17 protein-coding genes are annotated in these 22327 nt (G+C 48.9%); 11 read left to right on the forward strand and 6 right to left on the reverse strand.

Features of this window, described 5'->3' with window-relative positions; translation table 11 throughout:
* The first annotated feature begins 65 nt into the window (after positions 1 to 65).
* Positions 66 to 1595, forward strand: a complete 1530-nt coding sequence (locus J0A65_RS12310) for a tryptophan halogenase family protein (RefSeq protein WP_206594487.1) — start codon at positions 66 to 68, stop codon at positions 1593 to 1595.
* Positions 1596 to 1622: 27 nt separating this feature from the next.
* Here the strand turns inward: J0A65_RS12310 and J0A65_RS12315 are convergent, their stop codons facing one another.
* The gene (locus J0A65_RS12315; RefSeq protein ID WP_206594488.1) at positions 1623 to 3101 is read right to left on the reverse strand and encodes a tryptophan halogenase family protein; all 1479 of its coding nucleotides are present in this window, start codon (positions 3099 to 3101) and stop codon (positions 1623 to 1625) included.
* 507 nt (positions 3102 to 3608) lie between these two features.
* On the opposite strand from J0A65_RS12315, the gene J0A65_RS12320 reads away from it, so the two are divergent.
* The 9 genes from J0A65_RS12320 (at position 3609) to J0A65_RS12355 (ending at position 13407) form a co-directional block, all read left to right on the forward strand.
* A complete protein-coding gene (locus tag J0A65_RS12320; RefSeq protein WP_206594489.1) occupies positions 3609 to 6161 on the forward strand; it encodes a family 20 glycosylhydrolase in 2553 nt (850 codons plus the stop codon).
* 2 nt (positions 6162 to 6163) lie between these two features.
* On the forward strand, positions 6164 to 6292 hold the full coding sequence (locus J0A65_RS27685) for a hypothetical protein (protein ID WP_269814665.1): 129 nt from the start codon (positions 6164 to 6166) through the stop codon (positions 6290 to 6292).
* Positions 6293 to 7186, forward strand: coding sequence for an N-acetylglucosamine kinase (nagK, locus tag J0A65_RS12325; protein ID WP_206594490.1), 894 nt, complete (start codon positions 6293 to 6295; stop codon positions 7184 to 7186). It abuts the gene before it with no gap.
* Positions 7186 to 8184, forward strand: a complete 999-nt coding sequence (gene nagB-II, locus J0A65_RS12330) for a glucosamine-6-phosphate deaminase NagB-II (RefSeq protein WP_206594491.1) — start codon at positions 7186 to 7188, stop codon at positions 8182 to 8184. The genes nagK and nagB-II overlap by 1 nt, the downstream gene beginning before the upstream one ends.
* Before the next feature lie 12 nt (positions 8185 to 8196).
* Complete coding sequence (gene nagA, locus J0A65_RS12335) at positions 8197 to 9318, forward strand: N-acetylglucosamine-6-phosphate deacetylase (protein ID WP_206594492.1); 1122 nt, start codon at positions 8197 to 8199, stop codon at positions 9316 to 9318.
* Positions 9319 to 9391: 73 nt separating this feature from the next.
* Positions 9392 to 10684, forward strand: coding sequence for an N-acetylglucosamine MFS transporter NagP (gene nagP, locus J0A65_RS12340; protein ID WP_232849923.1), 1293 nt, complete (start codon positions 9392 to 9394; stop codon positions 10682 to 10684).
* 68 nt (positions 10685 to 10752) lie between these two features.
* Positions 10753 to 11835 (forward strand): acyltransferase family protein, encoded by a 1083-nt coding sequence (locus J0A65_RS12345; RefSeq protein ID WP_206594494.1) that lies wholly within the window; start codon positions 10753 to 10755, stop codon positions 11833 to 11835.
* A 78-nt stretch (positions 11836 to 11913) separates the two neighbouring features.
* Positions 11914 to 12060: a hypothetical protein gene (locus J0A65_RS12350; protein ID WP_206594495.1), complete on the forward strand. Its 147-nt coding sequence runs from the start codon at positions 11914 to 11916 to the stop codon at positions 12058 to 12060.
* Between the two features lie 81 nt (positions 12061 to 12141).
* Entirely contained in the window at positions 12142 to 13407 is a 1266-nt protein-coding gene (locus tag J0A65_RS12355) for an MgtC/SapB family protein (RefSeq protein WP_332874337.1), read from the forward strand.
* Between the two features lie 3 nt (positions 13408 to 13410).
* On the opposite strand, the gene J0A65_RS12360 is transcribed toward J0A65_RS12355, so the two are convergent.
* The 4 genes from J0A65_RS12360 to J0A65_RS12375 all read right to left on the reverse strand — a co-directional run bounded on the left by J0A65_RS12360 (position 13411) and on the right by J0A65_RS12375 (position 19053).
* Positions 13411 to 14286, reverse strand: coding sequence for an ion transporter (locus J0A65_RS12360; RefSeq protein ID WP_332874339.1), 876 nt, complete (start codon positions 14284 to 14286; stop codon positions 13411 to 13413).
* A 122-nt stretch (positions 14287 to 14408) separates the two neighbouring features.
* Positions 14409 to 16523: a YgiQ family radical SAM protein gene (locus J0A65_RS12365; protein WP_232849930.1), complete on the reverse strand. Its 2115-nt coding sequence runs from the start codon at positions 16521 to 16523 to the stop codon at positions 14409 to 14411.
* Positions 16524 to 16716: 193 nt separating this feature from the next.
* Positions 16717 to 18468: a C4-dicarboxylic acid transporter DauA gene (dauA, locus tag J0A65_RS12370; protein WP_206594496.1), complete on the reverse strand. Its 1752-nt coding sequence runs from the start codon at positions 18466 to 18468 to the stop codon at positions 16717 to 16719.
* A gap of 42 nt (positions 18469 to 18510) precedes the next feature.
* Positions 18511 to 19053: a GNAT family N-acetyltransferase gene (locus J0A65_RS12375; RefSeq protein ID WP_206594497.1), complete on the reverse strand. Its 543-nt coding sequence runs from the start codon at positions 19051 to 19053 to the stop codon at positions 18511 to 18513.
* A 153-nt stretch (positions 19054 to 19206) separates the two neighbouring features.
* On the opposite strand from J0A65_RS12375, the gene J0A65_RS12380 reads away from it, so the two are divergent.
* A complete protein-coding gene (locus J0A65_RS12380) occupies positions 19207 to 19767 on the forward strand; it encodes a phosphoribosyltransferase (RefSeq protein ID WP_206594498.1) in 561 nt (186 codons plus the stop codon).
* A 70-nt stretch (positions 19768 to 19837) separates the two neighbouring features.
* On the opposite strand, the gene ppsA is transcribed toward J0A65_RS12380, so the two are convergent.
* Positions 19838 to 22213 carry a phosphoenolpyruvate synthase gene (gene ppsA, locus J0A65_RS12385; RefSeq protein ID WP_206594499.1) on the reverse strand — a complete coding sequence of 792 codons (2376 nt, stop codon included), beginning with the start codon at positions 22211 to 22213 and terminating at the stop codon, positions 19838 to 19840.
* Between the last annotated feature and the right edge of the window lie 114 nt (positions 22214 to 22327).

Genomic DNA, 22327 nt, shown 5'->3' on the forward strand with positions numbered 1-22327 from the left:
GGACTTTTTTTTTCTAGAGTCAATAAATCCGATACTGAACTCAAGTTAAAAAAGTGGGGATGCTGATGCAAAATAACAGCACACAAGCCAAACAAATTTTAATCCTCGGTGGTGGAACCGCAGGCTGGATGACCGCCATGATACTGGCTAAAAAGCTCAACAAGCATGGATTTGAAGTGTCGGTTCTCGAATCCCAGGACATTGGTATCATTGGTGTAGGGGAAGGTTCGACACCAGCACTCAAAGCATTTTTTAGTAGCATGGGTATAGGTGAAGAGGAATGGATGCCGGAGTGCAATGCCACCTACAAGGCCGGTATTACCTTTGATGCTTGGTCAACAAAACCGGGCTTCACCGAGTATTTTCATCCCTTTAAATTCAGACTGGACGAGCAGTTCTCCCAAGCTTTTTTTCACTCTATCCAGATGAGAAGGCAAGGCGTTGATATTCCCGCACATCCCAACCCATTTTTCCTTAGCCCCTTGTTGGTCGAAAAGAATCTTGCGCCTATTCCCCATTACAACTTTCCGTTCGAGCCTAGTTATGGATATCACTTTGATTCGGGGTTACTTGGACAGTTTTTAAAAAGAAGATCTGAACAATTAAATATTCGTCACATTGAGGATAAGATCGAAGAGGTTTTATTGGATGGTAACGATTGCATTAGTGCGCTCGTATCTCAAAGTGGCGCAAAGTATCATGCCGACCTTTTTGTTGACTGCTCAGGTTTTTCCTCGGTGTTAATGCAAAGCGCACTTAAAGTTGGCTTTAAAAGCTTTGCGTCAAACTTATTCAATGATTCAGCCATTGCGATTCCAAGTGAGATTGGAGGGAATATTCCCTCGGAGACCCGCTCCACCGCAATGAAATTCGGATGGCGCTGGAAGATTCCACTAACCAACAGATTTGGCAACGGCTACGTCTACAGTAGCAATTATTGTAGCCCAGAGCAGGCTGAAACCGAGCTCAGGCGAGATTTGGGACTGCTTGATTCTGATGTTCAAGCGCGGCATCTAAAAATGAAAGTTGGACGTATTGAAAAGCATTGGTACAAGAACTGTCTTGCAATAGGTTTGTCACAGGGGTTTATTGAACCGTTAGAGGCTACAGCCTTGTTCCTTGTTCAGCAGTCAGCTGCGTTATTTGCGGATGCATTTGAACACGGGCAATTTACTGATACCAATCAAGACAGTTATAACGATACTATCAACGGCTACTTTGAGGGTATCAGGGATTATATTGCCGCACATTATTACACGAATTCCCGTACTGATAGTCAGTACTGGCTGGATTGCCAAAACAACCATGACGGGCAATCAGATACGTTGAAGCATATTCTGGAGATATGGAATAAGGGCGCAGATCTAACGGCGGAATTGCGTCGTTTAGGCGTTACAAAATACTACACCTCAGTATCTTGGCACTGTTTGTTGGCGGGTATGGGTGTGTTTCCTGCACAAAGTCAACTGCGCCCGCCCTATCCAAACGAAACCCAGGTAAATATGGCGTTGATTAACGATTTTCTACATCGATGTAGCTTAAATTTTGACCCACATCGTGAACAACTTGGGAAGTTTACTAATAAAAAGGGCTAGCATTTAAGCTGGCCCTTTTTATCGATTTTATAATTGATTCAAAAAGTTCTGATGCGCAGGGGTGGCTGATACCGCCTTTGCGATTCCCTCTCGCATCTGTGCAAGCCCCTGACGTATATAGTTATCCTCGACTTTATCAATACAAGGGTCATGGCGGGTGGGTAAATAATGAAACCCATCATAAATAGCCAACCAACTGTTTGGTTGAAATATTTCATGTCGCTGTCTAATCAAAATACCATTCGTCTGATACAGCGACATTCTGTGCAATAACGTGTCTGGCAATGAAATATTCCGGTAATCTTGCCAAAATGGCTCTTTCCTGGCATTTAGCAAATAGTGCAGCAATACGAAGTCTCTGACACTTTCATATTCCTTTGTTGTTCTGACATTGAACTCTTCCACCGCTGATGAATGAATACCGTTGTAAGGAAAAAATAGTTTCAACCGCTCTATGGCGGTCTCAATTAAAGCGATATTAGTGCTCTCTATTGGTTCAAAGAAACCTGCTGCCAAACCCAGTGCCACGCAGTTTTTAACCCAGAAACGCTCACGGCATCCAGGCCTGAAGCGAATACACTTGGGCTCACTGATTGGTTCACCATTAATGTCTGCAAGTAAACTATCCAATGCTGCCTCATCAGAGGTATGTTGACTACTGTATACATGGCCATTTCCTTGCCTATGTTGCAAAGGAATCCGCCATTGCCAACCAGCCGTTTTAGCGTTGGCCTCGGTGTAAGGATTAGGTATGACATCCGTCTCACTTTGCACTGCTATTGCACGGTCACACAATAACCAGTTATTCCAATCCTTATAATCAACCTTGAGGGCCTGCCCTAATAACAGCGATGAAAAGCCTGTACAATCAATGAAAAAATCACCATGTACTTGTTGACCATTACTCAAATTCAATGAATCAATATGGCCACTTTCTGGGTGCAAGATTACATCAATAATTTTAGCGTCAACCCTCTTCACTCCAGCGTCCGTCGCGACTTCTTTGAGTAACTGCGCATACTTGCTTGCATCCAAATGTAATGCCCAATCAAACACTGCCAAAGACGAAGCAGGATTACTTGGTGGCAATGCAAACTTGCCATGTTTAGCAAGTTGCGCCCCTACTGAATAACTTTCAAGTGGATGTGGGTCACCTAATTTTTTATTTTTTAACCAATAATGATGAAAACCTACGCCATTTAATGACTCGCCGTACACCCCAAATGGGTGGATAAAGGAACTACTTTCAGTGTGCCAACCGTTAAACTGAATTCCCAGTTTACAAGTCGCACCGGTGCGCTTCATTACCTGTTGATCAGACAAACCCAAGGCGCGATTGAAATGTCTAATGGTTGGGATGGTTGCCTCTCCCACGCCAATAGTTCCAATCTCAGACGACTCAACTAAACAGATTGATAGATGTGGAAAATGTTTGGCTAAGCTCGCAGCCGTCATCCAACCAGCTGTGCCGCCACCGGCAATTACTATATTTTTTATACTATTCATTGCTTATTCGTCGCCTAATAGAGAGATATACAACGCCATCTGGATAAGTGTCTGTGCAGATTTCCAAAAAAAGTCTCTGCCCTTGCTTAGTTCATTAACTGTTTGAGGTTTCAAAGGTTTCGTATAACTGGTGAGTATTTTATTACTTACGTAGGCTACGAAGTCTTTGCTCTTTACCTCAAATACAACATCAGGAAACATATTTCTAACATAAATGACAACGCTGTCACAGATTAAAAGCGGTGCTGAGAATATCTGGAAGTTGTTATGAACAGCCCATTGACTGCTATTGGGCTTACATACAGCTATGAAACCATCATGCATAGGACACCAATTAGTCTATGACTCCATATTCCGAGTAAAGCCCTAAATCAGCCCTGCGAAACATCCCTATCGAACAAAACATTTGCAACACAATACATCTTTGTTAACATAAATGACAGCGTTGTCATAAACAAAGAATATACAGCCTGAGTCGGGTTGAATAGCAACATAAAGGATTGTCTCTTGTCTGGATTTAAACTATCTCAAATTGCCATTGGTCTCTCTATGCTTGGCGGCGTCGCAACCGCACAAACATCCACGTTGAACCAAGCACAGCTAAACAATCTTGCTCAAGATCTGCAGGTTAGTTACCAGGTTATTGACAATGTAAATGCTGGAGGTTGCGACGATAAGTTTGGCGGCGGTAAGTGTTTTGATGCTCGCATTAGTTTGAAGGTGTCACAAGATTTCTCCGCAGCAGACTGGCAGCTTTACTTCAGCCACACTACCCCTATTCAAAAGGATAGCAGTGAGCTGTTTGATATCACCCATGTCAATGGTGACTTGCATATCATCAGGCCTTCAACTGCATTCAAAGGTTTTAAAGCCGGTCAGGTTTACGATATTCCTCTTAAAGGCACTTTCTGGCATGCATCGGCATCCGATCAGATGCCCAACTACTTTGTGGTAGCCGATGGCTTAAAGCCAGCCATTATTGAAAGCACCAGGGAAATCAAAGATCAGGATAGTCAGCTTACCTACAATCAACATGTGGCGCCGCTTAGCAAACCTGAGCAGTATCGACGTAGCCAGGAGGATAGCTTGCCCTTGGCTGACGCCCAGTGGCTTTACAACCATTATGAGGATGTCAATTCTGCTCAGTCTCCTGCGCACGCAGCAAGGATTATCCCTGCCATCAGTGCCGTACAATTAGACGGTGCAAGTGTTGACCTAAGCGGTGGTATCGCGATTAAGCAATCCGACGTCATTGCGCATGCCTTAGAATATCTTGATGCTCGTGGTATTACCGTCAATCAGAATGGTGTTGCGGTTAGTTTTGTCGATGATCAAAGTCTTGCTACCGATGCTTACCATCTTAAGGTTAGCGACAAGGGTATTCAGGTGACCTCAGCCAGTGGCAGCGGTCGCTACTACGCCTTAATCACCCTGGCTACCCTGGCACAGGATGCTAAGGTTCCAAGCGGCCAATATCAGGATCAGCCCAGATACCCATTCCGCGGAATGCACCTTGATGTATCACGCAACTTCCACAGTAAGGACATGGTACTAAGACTGTTGGACCAAATGGCCAGCGTTAAGCTTAACAAACTGCATTTCCACCTGGCAGATGATGAAGGCTGGCGCTTGGAAATTCCTGGGTTACCTGAGCTGACGGACATCGGCGCCTATCGCTGTTACGACCCAACAGAAACACAGTGTCTGCTGCCCCAATTGGGTGCAGGACCAAACCGGGATGCACCGGGTAATGGCTATTACAGTGTGGCCGACTACCAGGAAATATTGGCTTACGCTAAAGCACGTCATATCGAAGTCATTCCTTCATTAGATATGCCGGGCCATTCCCGCGCCGCAACTCGCTCCATGATGGCCAGATACAATAAATTTATGCAGCAGGAAAAGCCTGAACTGGCCAATGAATATTTACTCACCGACTTACAAGACACCACAGTCTATTCATCGGTGCAGTTTTACAATGACAACACTATCAACCCCTGCTTGCCTTCTTCTTATCGCTTCGTCAGCAAGGTGCTGAATGAAATTAACAAGATGCATCAGGACGCAGGAATGCCTCTCAATCGCTACCATATTGGTGCCGATGAGACCGCCGGTGCGTGGAAAGAGTCCCCGGCCTGTGCTGATATCATCGCTGAAAACAATATGGATGATCCCGAGCAGTTAACGGCCTATTTCGTAGAAAAGGTGACCAAGATTGTTAATGCCATGGGTATCACCGCAGGCGCCTGGAGCGATGGCTTAAGCCATGTTGAGCAGGAAAAGCTGGCACCACGTATTCAGGCTAACATATGGGATGCGCTGTTCTGGCAAGGTCACAACCGCGCGCAGGATTTCGCTAACCGCGGCTGGGACGTGGTGCTGTCCATTCCTGACGCCTTATATTTTGACTTTCCTTATGCACTGGATCCGCTAGAACCTGGTTATTACTGGGCCTCACGCAATACCGACAGTTTTAAAGTGTTCCGTTTTATGCCGGATAACCTACCTGCCCACGCAGAGTTTTGGCCAAACCGAATGGGTACCCCTTTTACCGCCAAAGACGACTCACCTCTCAAGCCGGGTGCCAGTTTCTTAGGCATGCAGGGGCAGCTTTGGAGTGAAACCGTAAGGGACGACAATCGTGCCGAATTTATGATTTATCCGCGCCTGCATGCCATGGCCGAACGCGCTTGGCACAAAGCAGATTGGGAATTGGCCTACGAAGCAGGACGAGAATACGGCCCCACTACTGATTACTTTGGCAGTGCACAGGAAGCGGGCTTACGTCAGGATTGGGCTGGCTTCAGTCAGGCATTGGTAAGCAAATACCTTCCGGCGATGGTCGACAAAGTGATGTTCCGATTGCCCCCTCCGGGTGCCAAAGTGGTTGAGGGTACTTTGCATGCCAATACCTTGTGGCCGGGGTTACAAATTGAGTATCGCCAAGTTAATGGTGTATGGACGGTCTATCAAGGGCCGGTCAATGTTCAGGGTAAAGTGGAACTGCGCTCTCGCTTACCAGGTATGCAACGCAGTAGTCGCATCACACTGGTGAATTAAAGATGAAAAAACTTTACCAAATGATTACAAAACAAAATGACAACGCTGTCATTTCTTTGGTAGGCTACGGTTTCGCTGGTCAACCTGTAATGGGCATGACCTGTTCCGATTTGTTAGAAGGTAATGTGTAAATGAAGAGGCTGGAAAATCTCTACCTCGGTATTGACGGTGGTGGCAGTAAATGCAAAGTGCTGCTAACAGATGAACAGGGACAGGCACTCGGTACAGGTATCTCTGGTCCGGCCAACCCAAATCAGGGTCTGGACTTAGCCATCAATTCCATTATGGATGCCACTGAACAAGCCCTGCATGCGGCAGGCCTAGCTTCAAGTACGGTTGATCAACTTATTGTAGGCGCAGGATTGGCCGGTGTTAACCTGCCCAAATATCGCGTGATGCTGGAGCAGTGGGACCACCCGTTCGCTCAGTTCCACATTACCACCGACTTACAAATTGCCTGCATCGGCGCACATAACGGCATGGATGGTGCTGTTATTATCGCCGGTACCGGTTCAATAGGTATGGTTAATGTTAACGGCCATACCCACGAATTTGGCGGCTACGGGTTTAGTGTCGGCGATCAAGGTAGCGGCGCCTGGATGGGCATTACCGCTATCAAGCAGACCTTGCAAGCCCTGGATGGCTTGTTACCAAATAGTGAACTATCGCAGCGCGTATTAGATTTTACCCAATGCAACAATGCCCAGGAGTTGGCCCAGAAAATGGCGAATCTTAAGCCATCCGCTTATGCCAAGCTGGCCCCTTTGGTTATTGAACAGGCCGCCGTTAAAGACACCCTGGCGCTGGACATCGTATTAAACGGGGCGGATTACATCAGCCGTTTAGCGCGAAAACTGTTAACCTACAACCCGCCCAGATTGTCGATGATCGGCGGTCTGGCACCACGCATCCAACCTTGGCTGGACGAAGATGTTCGCGAACGAGTCGAGCCCGCCAAGCAGCCTCCGGAAAACGGAGCTATTTTATTTGCCCAACAACAAGCCTTAGTAAGTGAGAAAGCTTAATGTCAACCAGTATCATGGCTCAAGAAGCCGCTGAAACCCCCAATCGTGTCAGAAGTCAGTTAGTGGATAATCAGGAGGCTTGCTATCAGCTAGGTCAACGTATCCGCTTGTTTGATCCTGCCTTTGTGTTGATGGTGGGACGTGGTTCATCAGATCACGCGGGCGTGTTTGCCAAATACCTGATTGAAATCGAAACAGGTACACCTGTTACCGCTTCCGCCCCCTCTGTGGCTAGTGTTTACGGTAAAGAACTGAAGCTTAAGCAAGCCCTGGTCATTGTTATTTCTCAGTCTGGTCGTAGCCCGGATATCCTGGCCCAGGCTAAAGCAGCCAAAAATGCCGGTGGTTTGGTGGTGGCTCTGGTCAATGACACCACCTCTCCTCTGGCTGAGTTGGTCGATTTCGTGTTGCCTTTAAATGCTGGTGCAGAAAAAGCCGTGGCAGCAACCAAGAGCTATTTGTGTACTCTGAGTGCCTTGTTGCAAATGGTGGCCTACTGGAAACAGGATAAAGAGTTGATTGCCGCGCTGGAGCAACTGCCAGACGCCCTGCAACAAGCCATCGAAGCGCCTGTTCAGTTGACTGTGGATTTTGTCCGTGACCTCAAACACTGCGTTGTATTGGGGCGTGGTTTTGGTTACGCCATCGCACGTGAATTGGCACTGAAACTTAAAGAAGTATGCAGCGTGCATGCTGAAGCCTTCTCCAGTGCCGAATTCCTGCATGGTCCAGTCACTTTGGTACAGAAGAAACTGGCCGTGGTTGACCTGACTATTGAAGACGAATCAGTTGAGGCCCATCGTCAACAAATCGAAGAAGTAGGTCGTCGCGGCGCCGTACTGTGCCATATGAACCAAACATCTAAGGATGTCCACCCTCGCCTGGCCCCATTAACCTTACTGCAACGTTTCTATTTAGATGTTGAACAGGTAGCACAAGAATTGGGTTACGACCCAGACTCACCTGTTGGTTTGAATAAAGTAACGCAAACATTGTAAGAAGGGATATTCATGGCGGTAAGTTACTTAAGCAGATTATTTTTCGATGGTGAGCAGTTGCATCAGGATGCCTGTGTCACAGTAGAAAATGGCAAAGTGGTTTCGCTTGCTCCGCAGGCTGGGGCCGAAACTGTCGAAGTGGACGGCCTGCTGGCCCCCGGCTTTGTGGATGTACAGGTTAATGGCGGTGGCGGTGTGTTATTTAACACCGACCAATCTGTTCAGGGCCTGACTACTATGTTGCAAGCCCATGCCCGCTTTGGTACTACCGCTATGTTACCTACGCTGATTACCGACGGCTTGGACATAATCCGTCGTGCCGCGGACGGCATGGCCGAAACGATTGCCGCCAATACGCCAGGCATTCATGGTATTCACTTTGAGGGCCCCCACCTGAGTAAACCTAAAAAGGGTATACACAGGGAACAGTTTATCCGCCCTATCACTGATGCAGAACTTGAACAGTTTTGCCGCAGTGACTTGGGTAAAGTGCTGGTCACCCTGGCACCAGAGAATGTGCCTGCAGACATTATCCGTGAACTGGTTCAACGTGGCGTTAAGGTCTGTTTGGGTCATTCCAATGCAGACGTAGATACCACCTTGGCGGCCATAGAAGCCGGTGCGGATGGATTTACCCACCTGTTTAACGCTATGTCAGCCATGACCAGTCGTGAACCAGGCATGGTTGGCGCCGCTTTGGCCAGTGACAGTTACTGCGGCTTAATTCTGGATCACTACCACGTACATGCCATCAGTGCTAAAGCGGCCATTAAAGCCAAAGGTATTGAGCGCATTATGCTGGTTACTGACGCCATGGCGCATGTGGGCGCCGAGATGAATGAGTTGCCGTTTTTTGACACCACCATTCGCCGCGACGGTGACATGCTGACCATACCCGGCGGCACACTTGCAGGATCGGCATTGGATATGGCCAGTGCGGTACGCAATTGCCATCGTGATCTGGGCTTTACCATTAGCGACAGCATTCTGATGGCCTCATTGACGCCAGCGCGTTACCTTGGACTTGATAACAAAATTGGTAAGTTGCTCCCAGGTTACCAGGCAGATATGGTACTGCTGGATGAAAATCAGCATGTAAAACAAAACTGGATTGGCGGTCAGGCAATGCTCTGAGCCGCCGGCATCAACAAGTGTGCCGGTGCTTCGGCCTGGCGTTAATCAAAGTGAGAATAAGATGGATACCACAATGAGTAGCCGCGACCTGACCAAAAGCAATGCCATTCCCATGGCCATTGTTGCTGGTCTTTTCTTTATATTGGGCTTTGCAACCTGGCTAAACGGCTCGTTAATGCCGTATTTAAAACAAATTTTTGACCTGACTCCCTTTCAGGCAGCGTTAATTCTGGGCAACTTTTATATTGCCGTCACTTTTACCGCCATTCCCTCAGCCTGGGTTATTCGCAAGGTTGGTTATAAGAACGGCATGGCACTGGCCATTGGTGGCATGTTATTAGCTGCCCTGCTATACATTCCGGCTGCTGAAACCCAAACCTTCGGCCTCTTCCTGTTTGCCCAGCTTTGTATGGGTATTGCCCAAACGCTTCTGCAAACGGCAGTTAACCCCTATGTGGTGCGTTTAGGTCCTGAAGAGTCTGCCGCGGTGCGAGTCAGTATCATGGGTATTCTGAATAAGAGTGCCGGTGTCGTCGCCCCCCTGGTGTTCAGCGCGCTGATTGCCGCTCAATTTGCCGGCCTGGTTGGTAAAGAACTGACCGCCGAAGAAGTCACCATGATGGCGGACAGCTTGATTCTGCCTTATCTGGGCATGGCTGCTTTCTTTGGTGTTATTGCCCTGGCTGTTAAGTTCTCCCCTATTCCTGAGCTGGAAGATGGTGATGAAGAGACCGGCGAACAAGGCACAGTAAAAGAAGCACTGCGCCACCCTCATCTGGTTCTGGGCGTGCTGTCGCTGTTTTTCTACGTCGCAGCCGAAGTTATCGCGGCTGATACTATCGGTGCCTACGCACTGTCTTTAGGCGTAGAAAACTACAGCGTCATGACCTCCTACACTATGGTGTGCATGGTGGTGGGTTATGTACTTGGGATCATCCTGATCCCACGGGTTATTTCCCAGCAAAAAGCGCTAACCTTCTCGGCCGTACTGGGCATTCTGTTGTCTTTGACCATAGTATTTGGCAGTGCTGAATCAACCGCCCTTGCAGATGCCTTGCTGGTACCTTTTGGTGGTGCGCAGCTACCAAATTCCTTGTTGCTCATTGCTGTGCTGGGTTTAGCCAATGCCATTGTGTGGCCAGCTGTGTGGCCTATGGCACTTTCAGGCTTAGGCAAGCTGACTAGCGTTGCATCTGGTTTATTGGTTATGGGTATTGCCGGAGGCGCTTTCGGTCCTATGTTTTGGGGCCTGCTGAGCGGCTCAGGTGATGCAGCCGGTCAGCAGTTTGGCTACATCGTACTCGTACCTTGCTATCTGTTTATTCTGTACTTCGCGGTAGCCGGTCACAAAAAGCGTAGCTGGTAAGCAATTCAAATCAAAAGAGCGCGCTCTATATGGCGCGCTTTTTTGTATCAATGTTAAGAGGTGATTCAATGAAAAGAGAATTGAGTCTGGATATTTTCAGGGGACTTACCCTGGCCGCCATGATTTTGGTCAATACCCCAGGAAGCTGGTCACATGTTTATGCGCCACTATTACATGCAAGTTGGCACGGCCTAACGCCAACGGATCTGATTTTCCCATTCTTTTTGTTTATCGTCGGCGCGGCCATGTTTCATTCCATGGGACGTATTCCTAAGGGCCAAATCCCCTGGGTTAAGATCATTAAACGTACCTTGTTAATGTTCATAATTGGCTTTGCACTGAACATTTATCCCTTTACCGGCGACCCGGAAAACTGGCGTGTTATGGGCGTATTGCAACGCATTGCCCTTTGTTACTTTGTCGGCGCGCTGATTATCTTGACCCTCAATACCCGCGGCATATGGCTGGCCAGCGCTGGCATATTGATTGGTTATTGGTTGCTTATGCAAATTAATGCCGATCCCTGGTCGCTGGAGCACAACCTGGTTCGCCAACTGGATATGGCAATTATTGGCACTAACCATCTGTATCAGGGCTTTGGATTGGCTTTTGATCCAGAGGGGTTGCTAAGCTGCCTTCCTGCAACGGTGACGCTGTTGGCCGGTTACCTTACTTCCAGCATGTTATCCGGTTGTTCCAACAATCAGGCTAAAATTAAGAACTTGCTCACCTGGGCTGCCATTGCCCTGCTAGCCGGTTTATTGTGGCATCCTTTACAGCCCATCAATAAAGCCCTGTGGACGGGGTCGTACGTATTGGTAACAGCCGCATTTGCCTGGCTAACTCTGGCACTGATTGTGTACTGCCACGATATCCGCCAGTGGCAGAAAGGATTTCATTGGGCACAGGTTTACGGCAGCAACCCGCTGTTTATCTATGTATTGTCCTGGTTATATGCCGCAACACTTGGTCAGGTCATTCTCTTTGAGGTAGACGGCAAGACCACCAGTGCCTATCAGTGGACTTTCGAGTTTTTCAGCGGCTTTATGTCGCAGAAAAACGCTTCCTTACTGTTCGCCTTGATAGCCGTGGGCTTGCTTTACCTGCTGTCTGCCTGGCTGTATAAGCGAAAAATCTTTATCAAACTTTAATTTTTTAATTAACGCCCTGTCATCAGGGCGTTTTTCATTTCACATCTATTTCACGTATTCGGTCTTACTGGACATTAATTGCTTGTCGAAGTCAGCGATTATCTGGTTGTCAGAAGCATAAAGGGCGACATGCTGACGTTTTTGCTGCTTTGCCTGTCGCTGGTGTTGCCAATTTCACTGGCCTTGTCTATTGCCAATAGATTACTCAAGCCCTATCCCGTCTGACCCAGAGAATAGAAAATACTTGAAGCTTCACCTTTTCGCTGCTTTTGATTAAGCTGTGAAAAAGCTTCGTTAGGATACAAAGTGCTGGATCTGGACACTACCACCCCATTGATTTCATTGGGTATTTCCCTGGCAATTGGACTGCTTATCGGCGTAGAACGCGGTTGGCGTTTTCGCTTGCAAGCGGAAGGGACCAGAGTCGCAGGACTGCGCACTTTCGGCCTTACCGGCATGCTCGGCGGTTGTGCCGGGCTGCTGAGCGCTATTCTTGGCATGTCCGCTTTTGCGGTTATATTTATCGGCTTTGCTCTGGCTGTCAGTTTAGCCTATTGGGCTAGACGGGACGATAATCGCGACGCCAGCGCCACCAGTCTGGTCACCCTGCTGCTAACTTTGGTGCTGGGCGCGCTTGCTACGCTGAAAATGACCGAGTTAGCCGTGTCTGCGGCCATAGTAACGGCGCTTCTGCTGCGCTATAAAGAGCTGTTACATGCCTGGTTAAAGCGATTGGAAGAACGGGAGCTGCAAGCCGTACTACAGTTGTTACTGATTTCGCTGGTGTTACTGCCGGTGCTACCCAATCAGGGATACGGCCCCTGGCAGGTACTCAATCCTTATGAAATCTGGTTGATGGTGGTGCTGATAGCAGGCATCTCTTTTGTCGGCTACATCAGTATCAAGTTAGCCGGTGCCGATAAAGGCATTTTACTTACGGCGGTCACCGCGGGGCTGGCGTCTTCAACCGCCCTCACCCTCAACTATTCCAGACTTAGCCAGAAACAGCCTTTGTTACAGGGGGCATTGGCGGTGGGCATACTATTGGCCTGCTGCACTATGTTTCCAAGGGTGCTTTTAGTGGCCTCCTTGATTAATCCTTCACTGTTCAGTCAACTTATATTACCCATAGCGGCCATGACCTTGGTCACCTTGTCTTTTGCACTGATCTTTTGGTTTAAGCGCAACCTCACACCCCAGGCAACCATTGAACATCTGGTCAATCCACTGGAACTGAAGTCTGCCATTGGCTTTGGCGTGCTGCTAACTACCATCTTACTGGTTGGTAGAGCACTTACCGAATATTTTGGCGATAGCGGCATTTACTTGCTCGCTGTAGTATCCGGCATTGCCGACGTAGATCCGGTTAACCTGACCTTATCCCGGATGAGTGTGGAGCAGATCCCGCTGTCTTCTGCGGTAACAGGTATTATCCTCGCATGCAGTACCAATACCCTGGTTAAAGCCGGCATGAGCGTGTCGATTGCTGGTCAAGGTATGTTGTTGCGGGTGTTTATTCCTCTGCTTAGTGCCGCATTGGTAGGGCTGGGATTGTCGTTTTGGCAGGCCTAGAGGCTAAGGCACAGTGCCGCCACAGTACTTACAGAATTTAGCGTCATTATCGTGACCTTCTGCGCCGCAATGTCTGCAAGCAAAGCGGGTAACATCGCGTCGATATTCCCTTGCCAGCTCGGCACTGTATATGCCGGTAGGTACAGCAATAATGGCATAGCCGAGAATCATCACCATAGATGCCAGCATCTGCCCAAGCGGTGTTTGCGGGGAGATATCGCCGTATCCTACCGTGGTTAAGGTCACCACCGCCCAGTACATGGATTGTGGAATGCTGGTAAAGCCATGTTCCGGTCCTTCAATCAGGTACATGGCAGCGCCAAAAATCACCACAAATACGCACACGGTATACAGAAATACCGCAATTTTAGCGCGGCTATTGCGCATCGCCCGGATCAAAGCATGTGCTTCCCCCAGGTATTCTCCCAATTTGAAAATTCTGAAGACGCGCAGCACCCTTAAACCGCGCACAACCAATAACGTTTGTGCACCGGTGAAAAACAGCGCTAGGAAGCTGGGTAAGATGGAAATTAAGTCCACAATGCCAAAAAAACTGGTGGCATAACGAAGGGGCCGTCTGACACAAATCAAACGCAGCAGATATTCAATGCTGAACAAGATGGTGAAAAACCACTCGGCGGCAAAAAGCCAAGTCTTGTAGTTAAGATTAATGGCTGCCACGCTGTCCAGCATCACCACCAGAATGCTGGCCGCTATTGCCAGGATCAGTGCAATATCAAACCATTTGCCAGCAGGTGTTTCCGCTTCGAAGATAATTTCATGCAGCGATTCACGCCAGGGAGCCAGGGGTTCGCCCTGCATATATTTTTTAACTGGTTTCACTCTGGTGGAATGATGTTTATTGTCTGGCTGCGGCATATCTGTCCTTATCAAACAACCACTTGGATACAACTTGGTGGTCTTTTACAAGCTTGACTGATTGGCTTGGCTTTGCAAAGTAAAAAGCGCCCGTAGGCGCTTTTTTAACGTGGCTGGCTAAGTTAGCGCTGTCGGTTTCGCTGACTATCTTTTCCCTTAGCATCTGTCGCTTGTGCTTTGCCCTTGTGCTTTTTCCACTTAGGTTGTGGTGGCAAGCCGGTATGTTTGGTCAGTGCACGCTGGCCACCCTTGGCCGGTTTCTGCTTGCGCTCATCGCCTGACTCTGGCGGAACCAAATGCTGAGGACCGCGACCAATAAGGTCTTCCCTGCCCATTTTCTTAAGCGCTTCACGAATTTGCGCAAAGTTCTTAGGGTCGTGATAGCGCAGCATGGCTTTGTGCAGACGTCGATGAATTTCACCTTTGGCCGAAAATACTGCTTCTGAATCCTTACTGACTTTTTTCAGCGAGTTCACACCACTGTGGTACATGGTCGTGGCACTGGCCATGGGTGAGGGATAGAAGTTCTGCACCTGATCCAACCGGAAGCGGTTTTCCTTTAGCCAAATCGCCAGGGCCAGCATGTCTTCGTCAGTGGTACCCGGATGTGAAGCAATAAAATACGGGATCAAATATTGCTTTTTACCTGCTTCAGCCGAGTATTTATCGAATAACTCTTTAAAACGATAATAGCTTCCCATGCCCGGCTTCATCATCTTTGACAGGGGGCCGTCTTCGGTGTGCTCAGGAGCAATTTTCAGATAGCCTCCCACATGATGGAGGGCCAGCTCTTTCACATACTCAGGATCTTCTACCGCCAGATCGTAACGCACCCCGGAGGCAATCAGGATTTTCTTAATGCCCTTGAGATTACGCGCCCGCCGGTACAGATTAATGGTCGGCGCATGGTTAGTATCCATATGCGCGCAGATTGATGGGTAGACACAGGACGGCCGGCGGCAGGTTGCTTCGGCTTTAGGGCTCTTACAACGTAATCTGTACATGTTGGCCGTGGGGCCACCTAGATCGGAAATAACCCCGGTAAACCCAGGTACTCTGTCGCGGATCTCTTCGATTTCACGAATAATAGAATCTTCCGAACGGCTTTGAATGATCCGTCCCTCATGCTCGGTAATGGAGCAGAATGAACAACCACCATAACAACCGCGCATGATATTGATAGAGAAACGGATCATGTCGTAGGCGGGTATTTTCGCATCGCCGTAAACCGGATGCGGAACCCGCTGGTATGGCAGGTCAAATACCGCATCCATTTCTTCGGTTTCCAGCGGCATGGCCGGAGGATTGATCCAAATGTGCCGGTCACCATGGCGCTGCAGCAAGGCCCGCGCACAGCCGGGATTAACCTCCTGATGCAGCACTCTGGACGCATGGGCATATAAGGACTTGTTGTCCCGCACCACTTCAAAGGCCGGTAACTTAACGTATACCTTTTCCCAGGGCTTACGGCGGTTATCCGGCTGAATCACAATGGGCTTAGCCTCAACCTGCTGAATCACCACACCATCATCGGTCACTTCTGGACTGGACTTTTGTGAATCACACTCAGGCTCCACCTGATAAGGGCTGGGAATTGGGTCAATCTTTCCTGGTGTATCCAGATGGGTAGAGTCTACGCCCTGCCACTCAGGCAAGGCCTGCTTAACGATAATGGCCGTGCCTCGGACATCCTGTATATCGGCAATATTTTCACCGGCGGCCAAACGGTGCGTTACCTCAATTAAGGGGCGTTCAGCATTGCCGTACATCAGCAAATCGGCTTTGGCATCAAACAAAATACTGCGGCGGACTTTTTCAGACCAGTAATCATAATGCGCAATACGACGCAGGCTGGCTTCAATGCCACCAATGATGATCGGCACATCTTTATACGCTTCGCGACAGCGCTGTGAATAGACGGTCACTGCCCGGTCTGGGCGTTTTCCGCCAACATTACCTGGTGTATAGGCATCATCATGGCGCAGCTTTTTATCCGCGGTATAGCGGTTAATCATCGAGTCCATGTTACCGGCCGTGACACCGAAATACAGATTCGGCTTACCCAGCGCCATAAAGGGCTCTTTGCTGGTCCAGTCCGGCTGCGCAATAATACCGACACGAAAACCATGTGACTCCAGCACCCTGCCAATTACCGCCATGCCAAAACTAGGGTGATCCACATAGGCATCCCCGGTAACCAGAATGATGTCGCAGCTATCCCAGCCAAGTTCATCCATTTCGGCCCGGCTCATGGGCAAAAACGGCGCAGTGCCATAGCAATGCGCCCAATATTTGGGGTAAGAGAACAGTGAACGTTCGGCTTTAATGGTGGCTTGAACTGACAAAGGGCACTACCGGTTGGAAAAAAGCGCGGCATTATACCGCAATTCACACAGTAAACTGTGGAATATTTAACCAATCACACTTTGTTTACTCTGATGCCTGTTGCTTCTGTGCATCAGCATCCGCCAAGTCTTGTAGTGCGTCGGCCAAACTGGCGTAGAAGGCAATGACGCCCGGTATAGGTTTAACCCCTGCTTTTGCTAAGGCGCGCAGCGGTTGGAATTGTAGGTCAGCAATCCATATCTGGGTGTTTTTGCGCTGGCACTGACTGATTAGTTTGTTCAATGCAGCAAGCCCCCCGGCATCCAATAAGGTGACGCCGTCCATATACAAAACAAAACCCTGACGGTCTTCGCATAAGGTTGATAACTCGCCAAAAACTCGGTCTGCAGCAGCAAAAAACAGCGGTCCGTTGATTTTAAATACCGACCAGCCTTGGGGTAGCGGTTTGCCTATCAAGCGCTTGCTTTGGGTGATGTCGGTGATCTTGGTCATCTCCGCGATGTCTTTCACAAACAGCATGGCGGCTAACAAGATGCCGGCTGTAATAGCGATGACCATATCAAGTGCCACCGTCAGTAAGAAACAGGTCAGAAACACCCAAATATCCGTTCTTGGCGCGGTTCTAAGTAAGTGAAGCGCCTTGTGTGCTTCACTCATATTCCAGGCAACCACTAATAATAGTGCGGCCATTGCTGACATGGGAACAAATGCCAGAATATCGCTAAACAGCATTAGCGCCGCTAATACCGTCAAGGCATGTAGCATGGCCGACATGGGAGAGACACCTCCCGCGCGCACATTGGCAGCCGAACGTGCCAGTGCTGCAGTGGCAGTAATACCGCCAAAAAAAGGCACGACTAAGTTACCTATACCCTGCCCCAGAAGCTCACTGTTTGCGCTGTGTCGCTGTCCAGTCATACCATCCAACACGACAGCGCACAGCAGCGACTCTATTGCCCCAAGCATGGCAATTGCAAAAGCCGCTGGGAGGAGATCTTTAACAAGTTGCCAGCTCAATGTCAGTCCGGGCTGCCCTTCTTCTACATACATCCAGGGCCACTGAAATGCAGGTAGTACCGAAGGGATCCCCATTCCCTGGCTGCCATCAGCCAAAATATACGAAAAACGGCTACCAATGGTATCTACCTCAAACCCTGCCTGAACCAATCCCCACGCGAGCAGACTGGCGGCGAGAAGTGCGGGAAGATGCCCTGGCACAGGGAGCCGCAAACGAGGCCATAGCAACATAATAAGTAAAGTCGTCGCGGCAACCGCCAGGCTCGGCCAATCTAAATCCGGCAGAGCCAAAATAAGCTGCGGTACTTTATACAAAAATTGGTCAGAGAGCTGCGCTATAGGTAAGCCGAAAACATCTTTTATCTGCAATATCGCTATAACCAGGGCGATTCCACAGGTAAAGCCAAGTACCACTGACTCTGGAATATACTCGATAAATCGCCCCAACCTGAGCAAGGCCATCATGATCAAAATGAGCCCAGCGCCCAACGTGGCGACGAGCAGTCCGGCTATACCGTATTGGCTGGTAATGGGAAAAAGCAAGACCACAAAGGCCGCCGTGGGACCTGAAATGCTAAGCCTTGAACCGCCACTTAAGGCAATCACAAAACCGGCAATAATTGCGGTATATAGTCCATGCTGAGGGGCAACACCGCTGGCAATAGCAAGCGCCATGGCTAAAGGTATTGCAATAATACCGACACTGATCCCAGCAAACAGATCCTGTCGAAATTGCCCTTTGCCGTATTCACCGCTTAGACAGGTTTCCCGAAAGGCATGCCCGATACGTAATGAAAACAAGTGTGAACGGTGTGACACAACGGCTCCTAAGTTGGCTATCGAATGAATACTTCTCTATTGCTAGGGTAACGCTTTATCCAAGCTTTTAATCACGACCATAGTCTGATGATCGGTAGGCTCTGCGAAAATGCGAAAGCCTAAGGCTTTGCACAGTGTCAGCATGCCGGTATTATCTGACAGCACCAGTCCGCGCATTTGTGTCAAACCCCGGTTTGCGGCTATAGCCATCAGTTGCTTAAGCAAATAACGTCCAATGCCCTGTCGCTGCCAGGCATCGGCTATCGCAATGGCAAACTCACAGCTTTTCTGATCCGGTAATACAGCAAACCTTGCCACCGCAATTTCTTGCTCATGTTCTTGTTTCACCAGCCCTATAATAGCCACTTCTTGCTTAGGGTCTGGATGCGTGAATTGATACAGCATAGTGGAGGAGCACTCTTTGATATTGCCCATAAAACGAAAATGCTTACTTTGGCTTGAGAGGTGGTGAATAAAATCTCGCTCTAACATTACATCGTCAGGCCCAATGGGACGGAATTCAACCACCTGACCATCAGCCAGGACTAAGCGGGAATACAGCAATGTCTGTTCATCTACAACCACCGGCTCGACTCCACAGGGCTCCTTCACCCATCTTGTTCGATAAGCCCCTATTTACACAAGGGGTATTCGATGGTTAGGCATAAATATTCCGCCAATGGTTTGCCTCAAAAGCGAAATAACATCTACTGTTAATCAAAAAAGGAGTGAGCCTTGATGCATAAACGTTTTATTAGTGCCGCGGAGTTACTACAGGATTCTTTCAGGCTCGCCGCTAAAATTTATGACAGTGGTTTACGGCCACAATTTATCGTTGGTATCTGGCGAGGTGGCGCACCCATTGGTATTGCAGTTCAGGAGTTTTTTGATTTTAAGGGTGTTGAGACAGACCATATTTCTGTGCGCACATCCTCATACCAACGCATAGGTGAACAAAGTAAGGAAATTCGCGTTCACGGACTGCATTATCTGATTGAAAATGCCAATGCCGAAGACAGCCTGCTGATTGTCGACGATGTGTTTGATTCAGGGCGCAGCGTAGAGGCGTTACTGGCCCAGATCCGCAAACTGTCCCGCCGCAATGTGCCCCATGATATTCGTATTGCTTGTCCCTGGTATAAGCCAGAGAACAACAAAACCAACCTGGTACCTGACTTTTACGTGCATGAAAGCAATGAATGGCTGGTGTTTCCCCATGAAATCAGCGGGCTAAGCCCACAAGAGCTCGCCGAAGGAAAATCAGATCTACTTGATATTCGGCACTTGTTAGTCCCCTGAGCAGCTTACATTCATAGTTTCAGGCACAAAAAAAGGCCGACATATGTCGGCCTTTTAACAACACTAGCGATTAGATGCCGTGTTTCTCACCCAGATACAACCAGGTATCCACTACAGTGTCGGGGTTGAGCGAGACGCTATCAATACCCTGTTCTACCAACCAGGCTGCTAAGTCTTCGTGATCTGATGGTCCCTGACCACAAATGCCTACGTACTTACCGCGCGCCTTGGCTGCTTTAATAGCCATTGCCAGCAACACCTTGACCGCTTCATTACGCTCATCAAACAGATGGGCAATCAAGCCGGAGTCTCTGTCCAGACCCAAAGTCAACTGTGTCAGGTCATTCGATCCGATGGAGAATCCATCAAAGATATCCAGGAACTGATCGGCCAGCAATGCATTAGACGGCAGCTCACACATCATAATCACGCGTAGCCCGTTTTCACCTTGCTTCAAGCCGCGTTCGGCAAGTAGTTCAACGACCTTACGTCCTTCTTCCAGTGTGCGTACAAAAGGAATCATGACTTCAACATTGGTAAAATCCATGTCGTTACGTACGCGTTTGATGGCTTCACATTCCAGTGCGAAACACTCACGGAAATCTTCAGACACATAACGGCTGGCACCACGGAAACCCAGCATGGGGTTTTCTTCGTGTGGCTCGTACTGGAAACCGCCCACCAGGTTAAAGTACTCGTTCGATTTAAAGTCTGACATACGAACGATGACTTTCTCTGGCGCAAAGGCTGCAGCGATGGTGGAAATACCTTCGACCAGCTTTTGAATGTAAAACTCACGAGGCGACTCATAGCCAGCCATCATCTCATCAATCTCGGCTTTCACTTCGTCCGGCTGCCCGGCATAGTTAAGCAGTGCTTTGGGGTGCACGCCAATCATGCGATTGATGATAAATTCCAGGCGCGCCAGACCCACACCAGCGTGTGGCAGGCGACCGAAATCAAAAGCGCGATCCGGGTTGCCCACGTTCATCATAATCTTCAGCGGCAGGTCAGGCATGGCATCGATACGAGAAGTGACAACATCGAAGTCCAGCACATCACCGTAGATGTAACCGGTATCGCCCTCGGCACAAGATACCGTGACCTTGTCACCGGTTTGGATGCTGTCTGTGGCATCACCGCAACCTACTACAGCCGGGATCCCTAATTCACGCGCAATGATGGCAGCGTGACAGGTACGACCGCCACGATTGGTCACAATGGCTGAGGCCTTTTTCATGATCGGCTCCCAATCCGGGTCCGTCATGTCTGTCACCAGCACATCGCCGGGCTGGATCTTGTCCATTTCATCAATGGAGCTCAGTACCTTAGCCACACCGTTGCCAATCTTATGACCTATGGCACGACCTTCACAGACGATCTTGGCTTTGCCTTTCAGGTGGAAACGTTCGATAGTTTGCGCATCTTCGCGGCTACGTACTGTCTCAGGGCGAGCCTGAACTATGTAAAGCTTACCGTCGGTGCCGTCTTTAGCCCATTCAATATCCATGGGACGCTGATAGTGTTTCTCAATGATCTGCGCCTGCTTGGCCAGCTCCATTACTTCGCTGTCCGACAGAGAGAAACGGTGACTGTCCGTAGTGTCCACGTCAACAATTTCAACCTGCTTGCCATGGCCTACATCCGCAGAGTAGATCATCTTCTTCAGCTTACTGCCGAGATTGCGGCGCACCACAGCGGGTTTACCTTTGTTGAGCGTCGGCTTGTGTACATAGAATTCATCAGGGTTCACCGCACCCTGTACCACCATTTCACCTAAGCCGTAAGAAGAAGTAATAAATACCACGTCTTCAAAACCAGACTCGGTATCGATAGTGAACATCACGCCTGATGAGGCGCAATCCGAGCGTACCATGCGCTGGATACCAGCAGACAGTGCCACACCTTTGTGATCGTAGCCCTGGTGTACACGGTAAGAGATAGCGCGGTCATTAAACAAGGAGGCAAAAACATGCTTGATGGCGGTCATCACCGCATCCAGGCCTTTAACGTTCAGGAAGGTTTCCTGTTGTCCGGCAAACGAGGCATCGGGCATATCTTCGGCTGTCGCAGAAGAACGAACGGCGAATGACGCTTCACCACCAGCTTCCTGCTGGAGTTGTGCGTAAGCATCTTTAATGGCCACTTCCAGTTCTGATTGGAATGGCGTGTCAATAATCCACTGACGAATTTCACTACCGGTCCTGGCCAGGGCGTTAACATCGTCAACATCCAGTACATCCAGCGCATCATGGATACGCTTATTTAGACCGCTTTGCTCCAGAAATTCGTTAAAGGCTTCTGCCGTTGTGGCAAAACCACCAGGAACCATCACACCGGCATTGGCCAGATTGGAAATCATCTCACCCAGAGATGCATTTTTCCCTCCAACTTTTTCCACATCATGCATGCCTAACTGCTGATACCACAAAACGTATTTCTGCACCGCGAATGCCTCCGAATTAGCATGTTTTTCAAATCGCCCCAATCCCTTAAGTAATTTGGGCTGCTGGCTTTTTTCGCTGAGGATTTTAGAATGTCGGTAATAAAAAAGTAAAAC

The sequence above is a fragment of the Bowmanella yangjiangensis genome, from assembly GCF_017255015.1.
Lineage (GTDB): Bacteria > Pseudomonadota > Gammaproteobacteria > Enterobacterales > Alteromonadaceae > Bowmanella > Bowmanella yangjiangensis.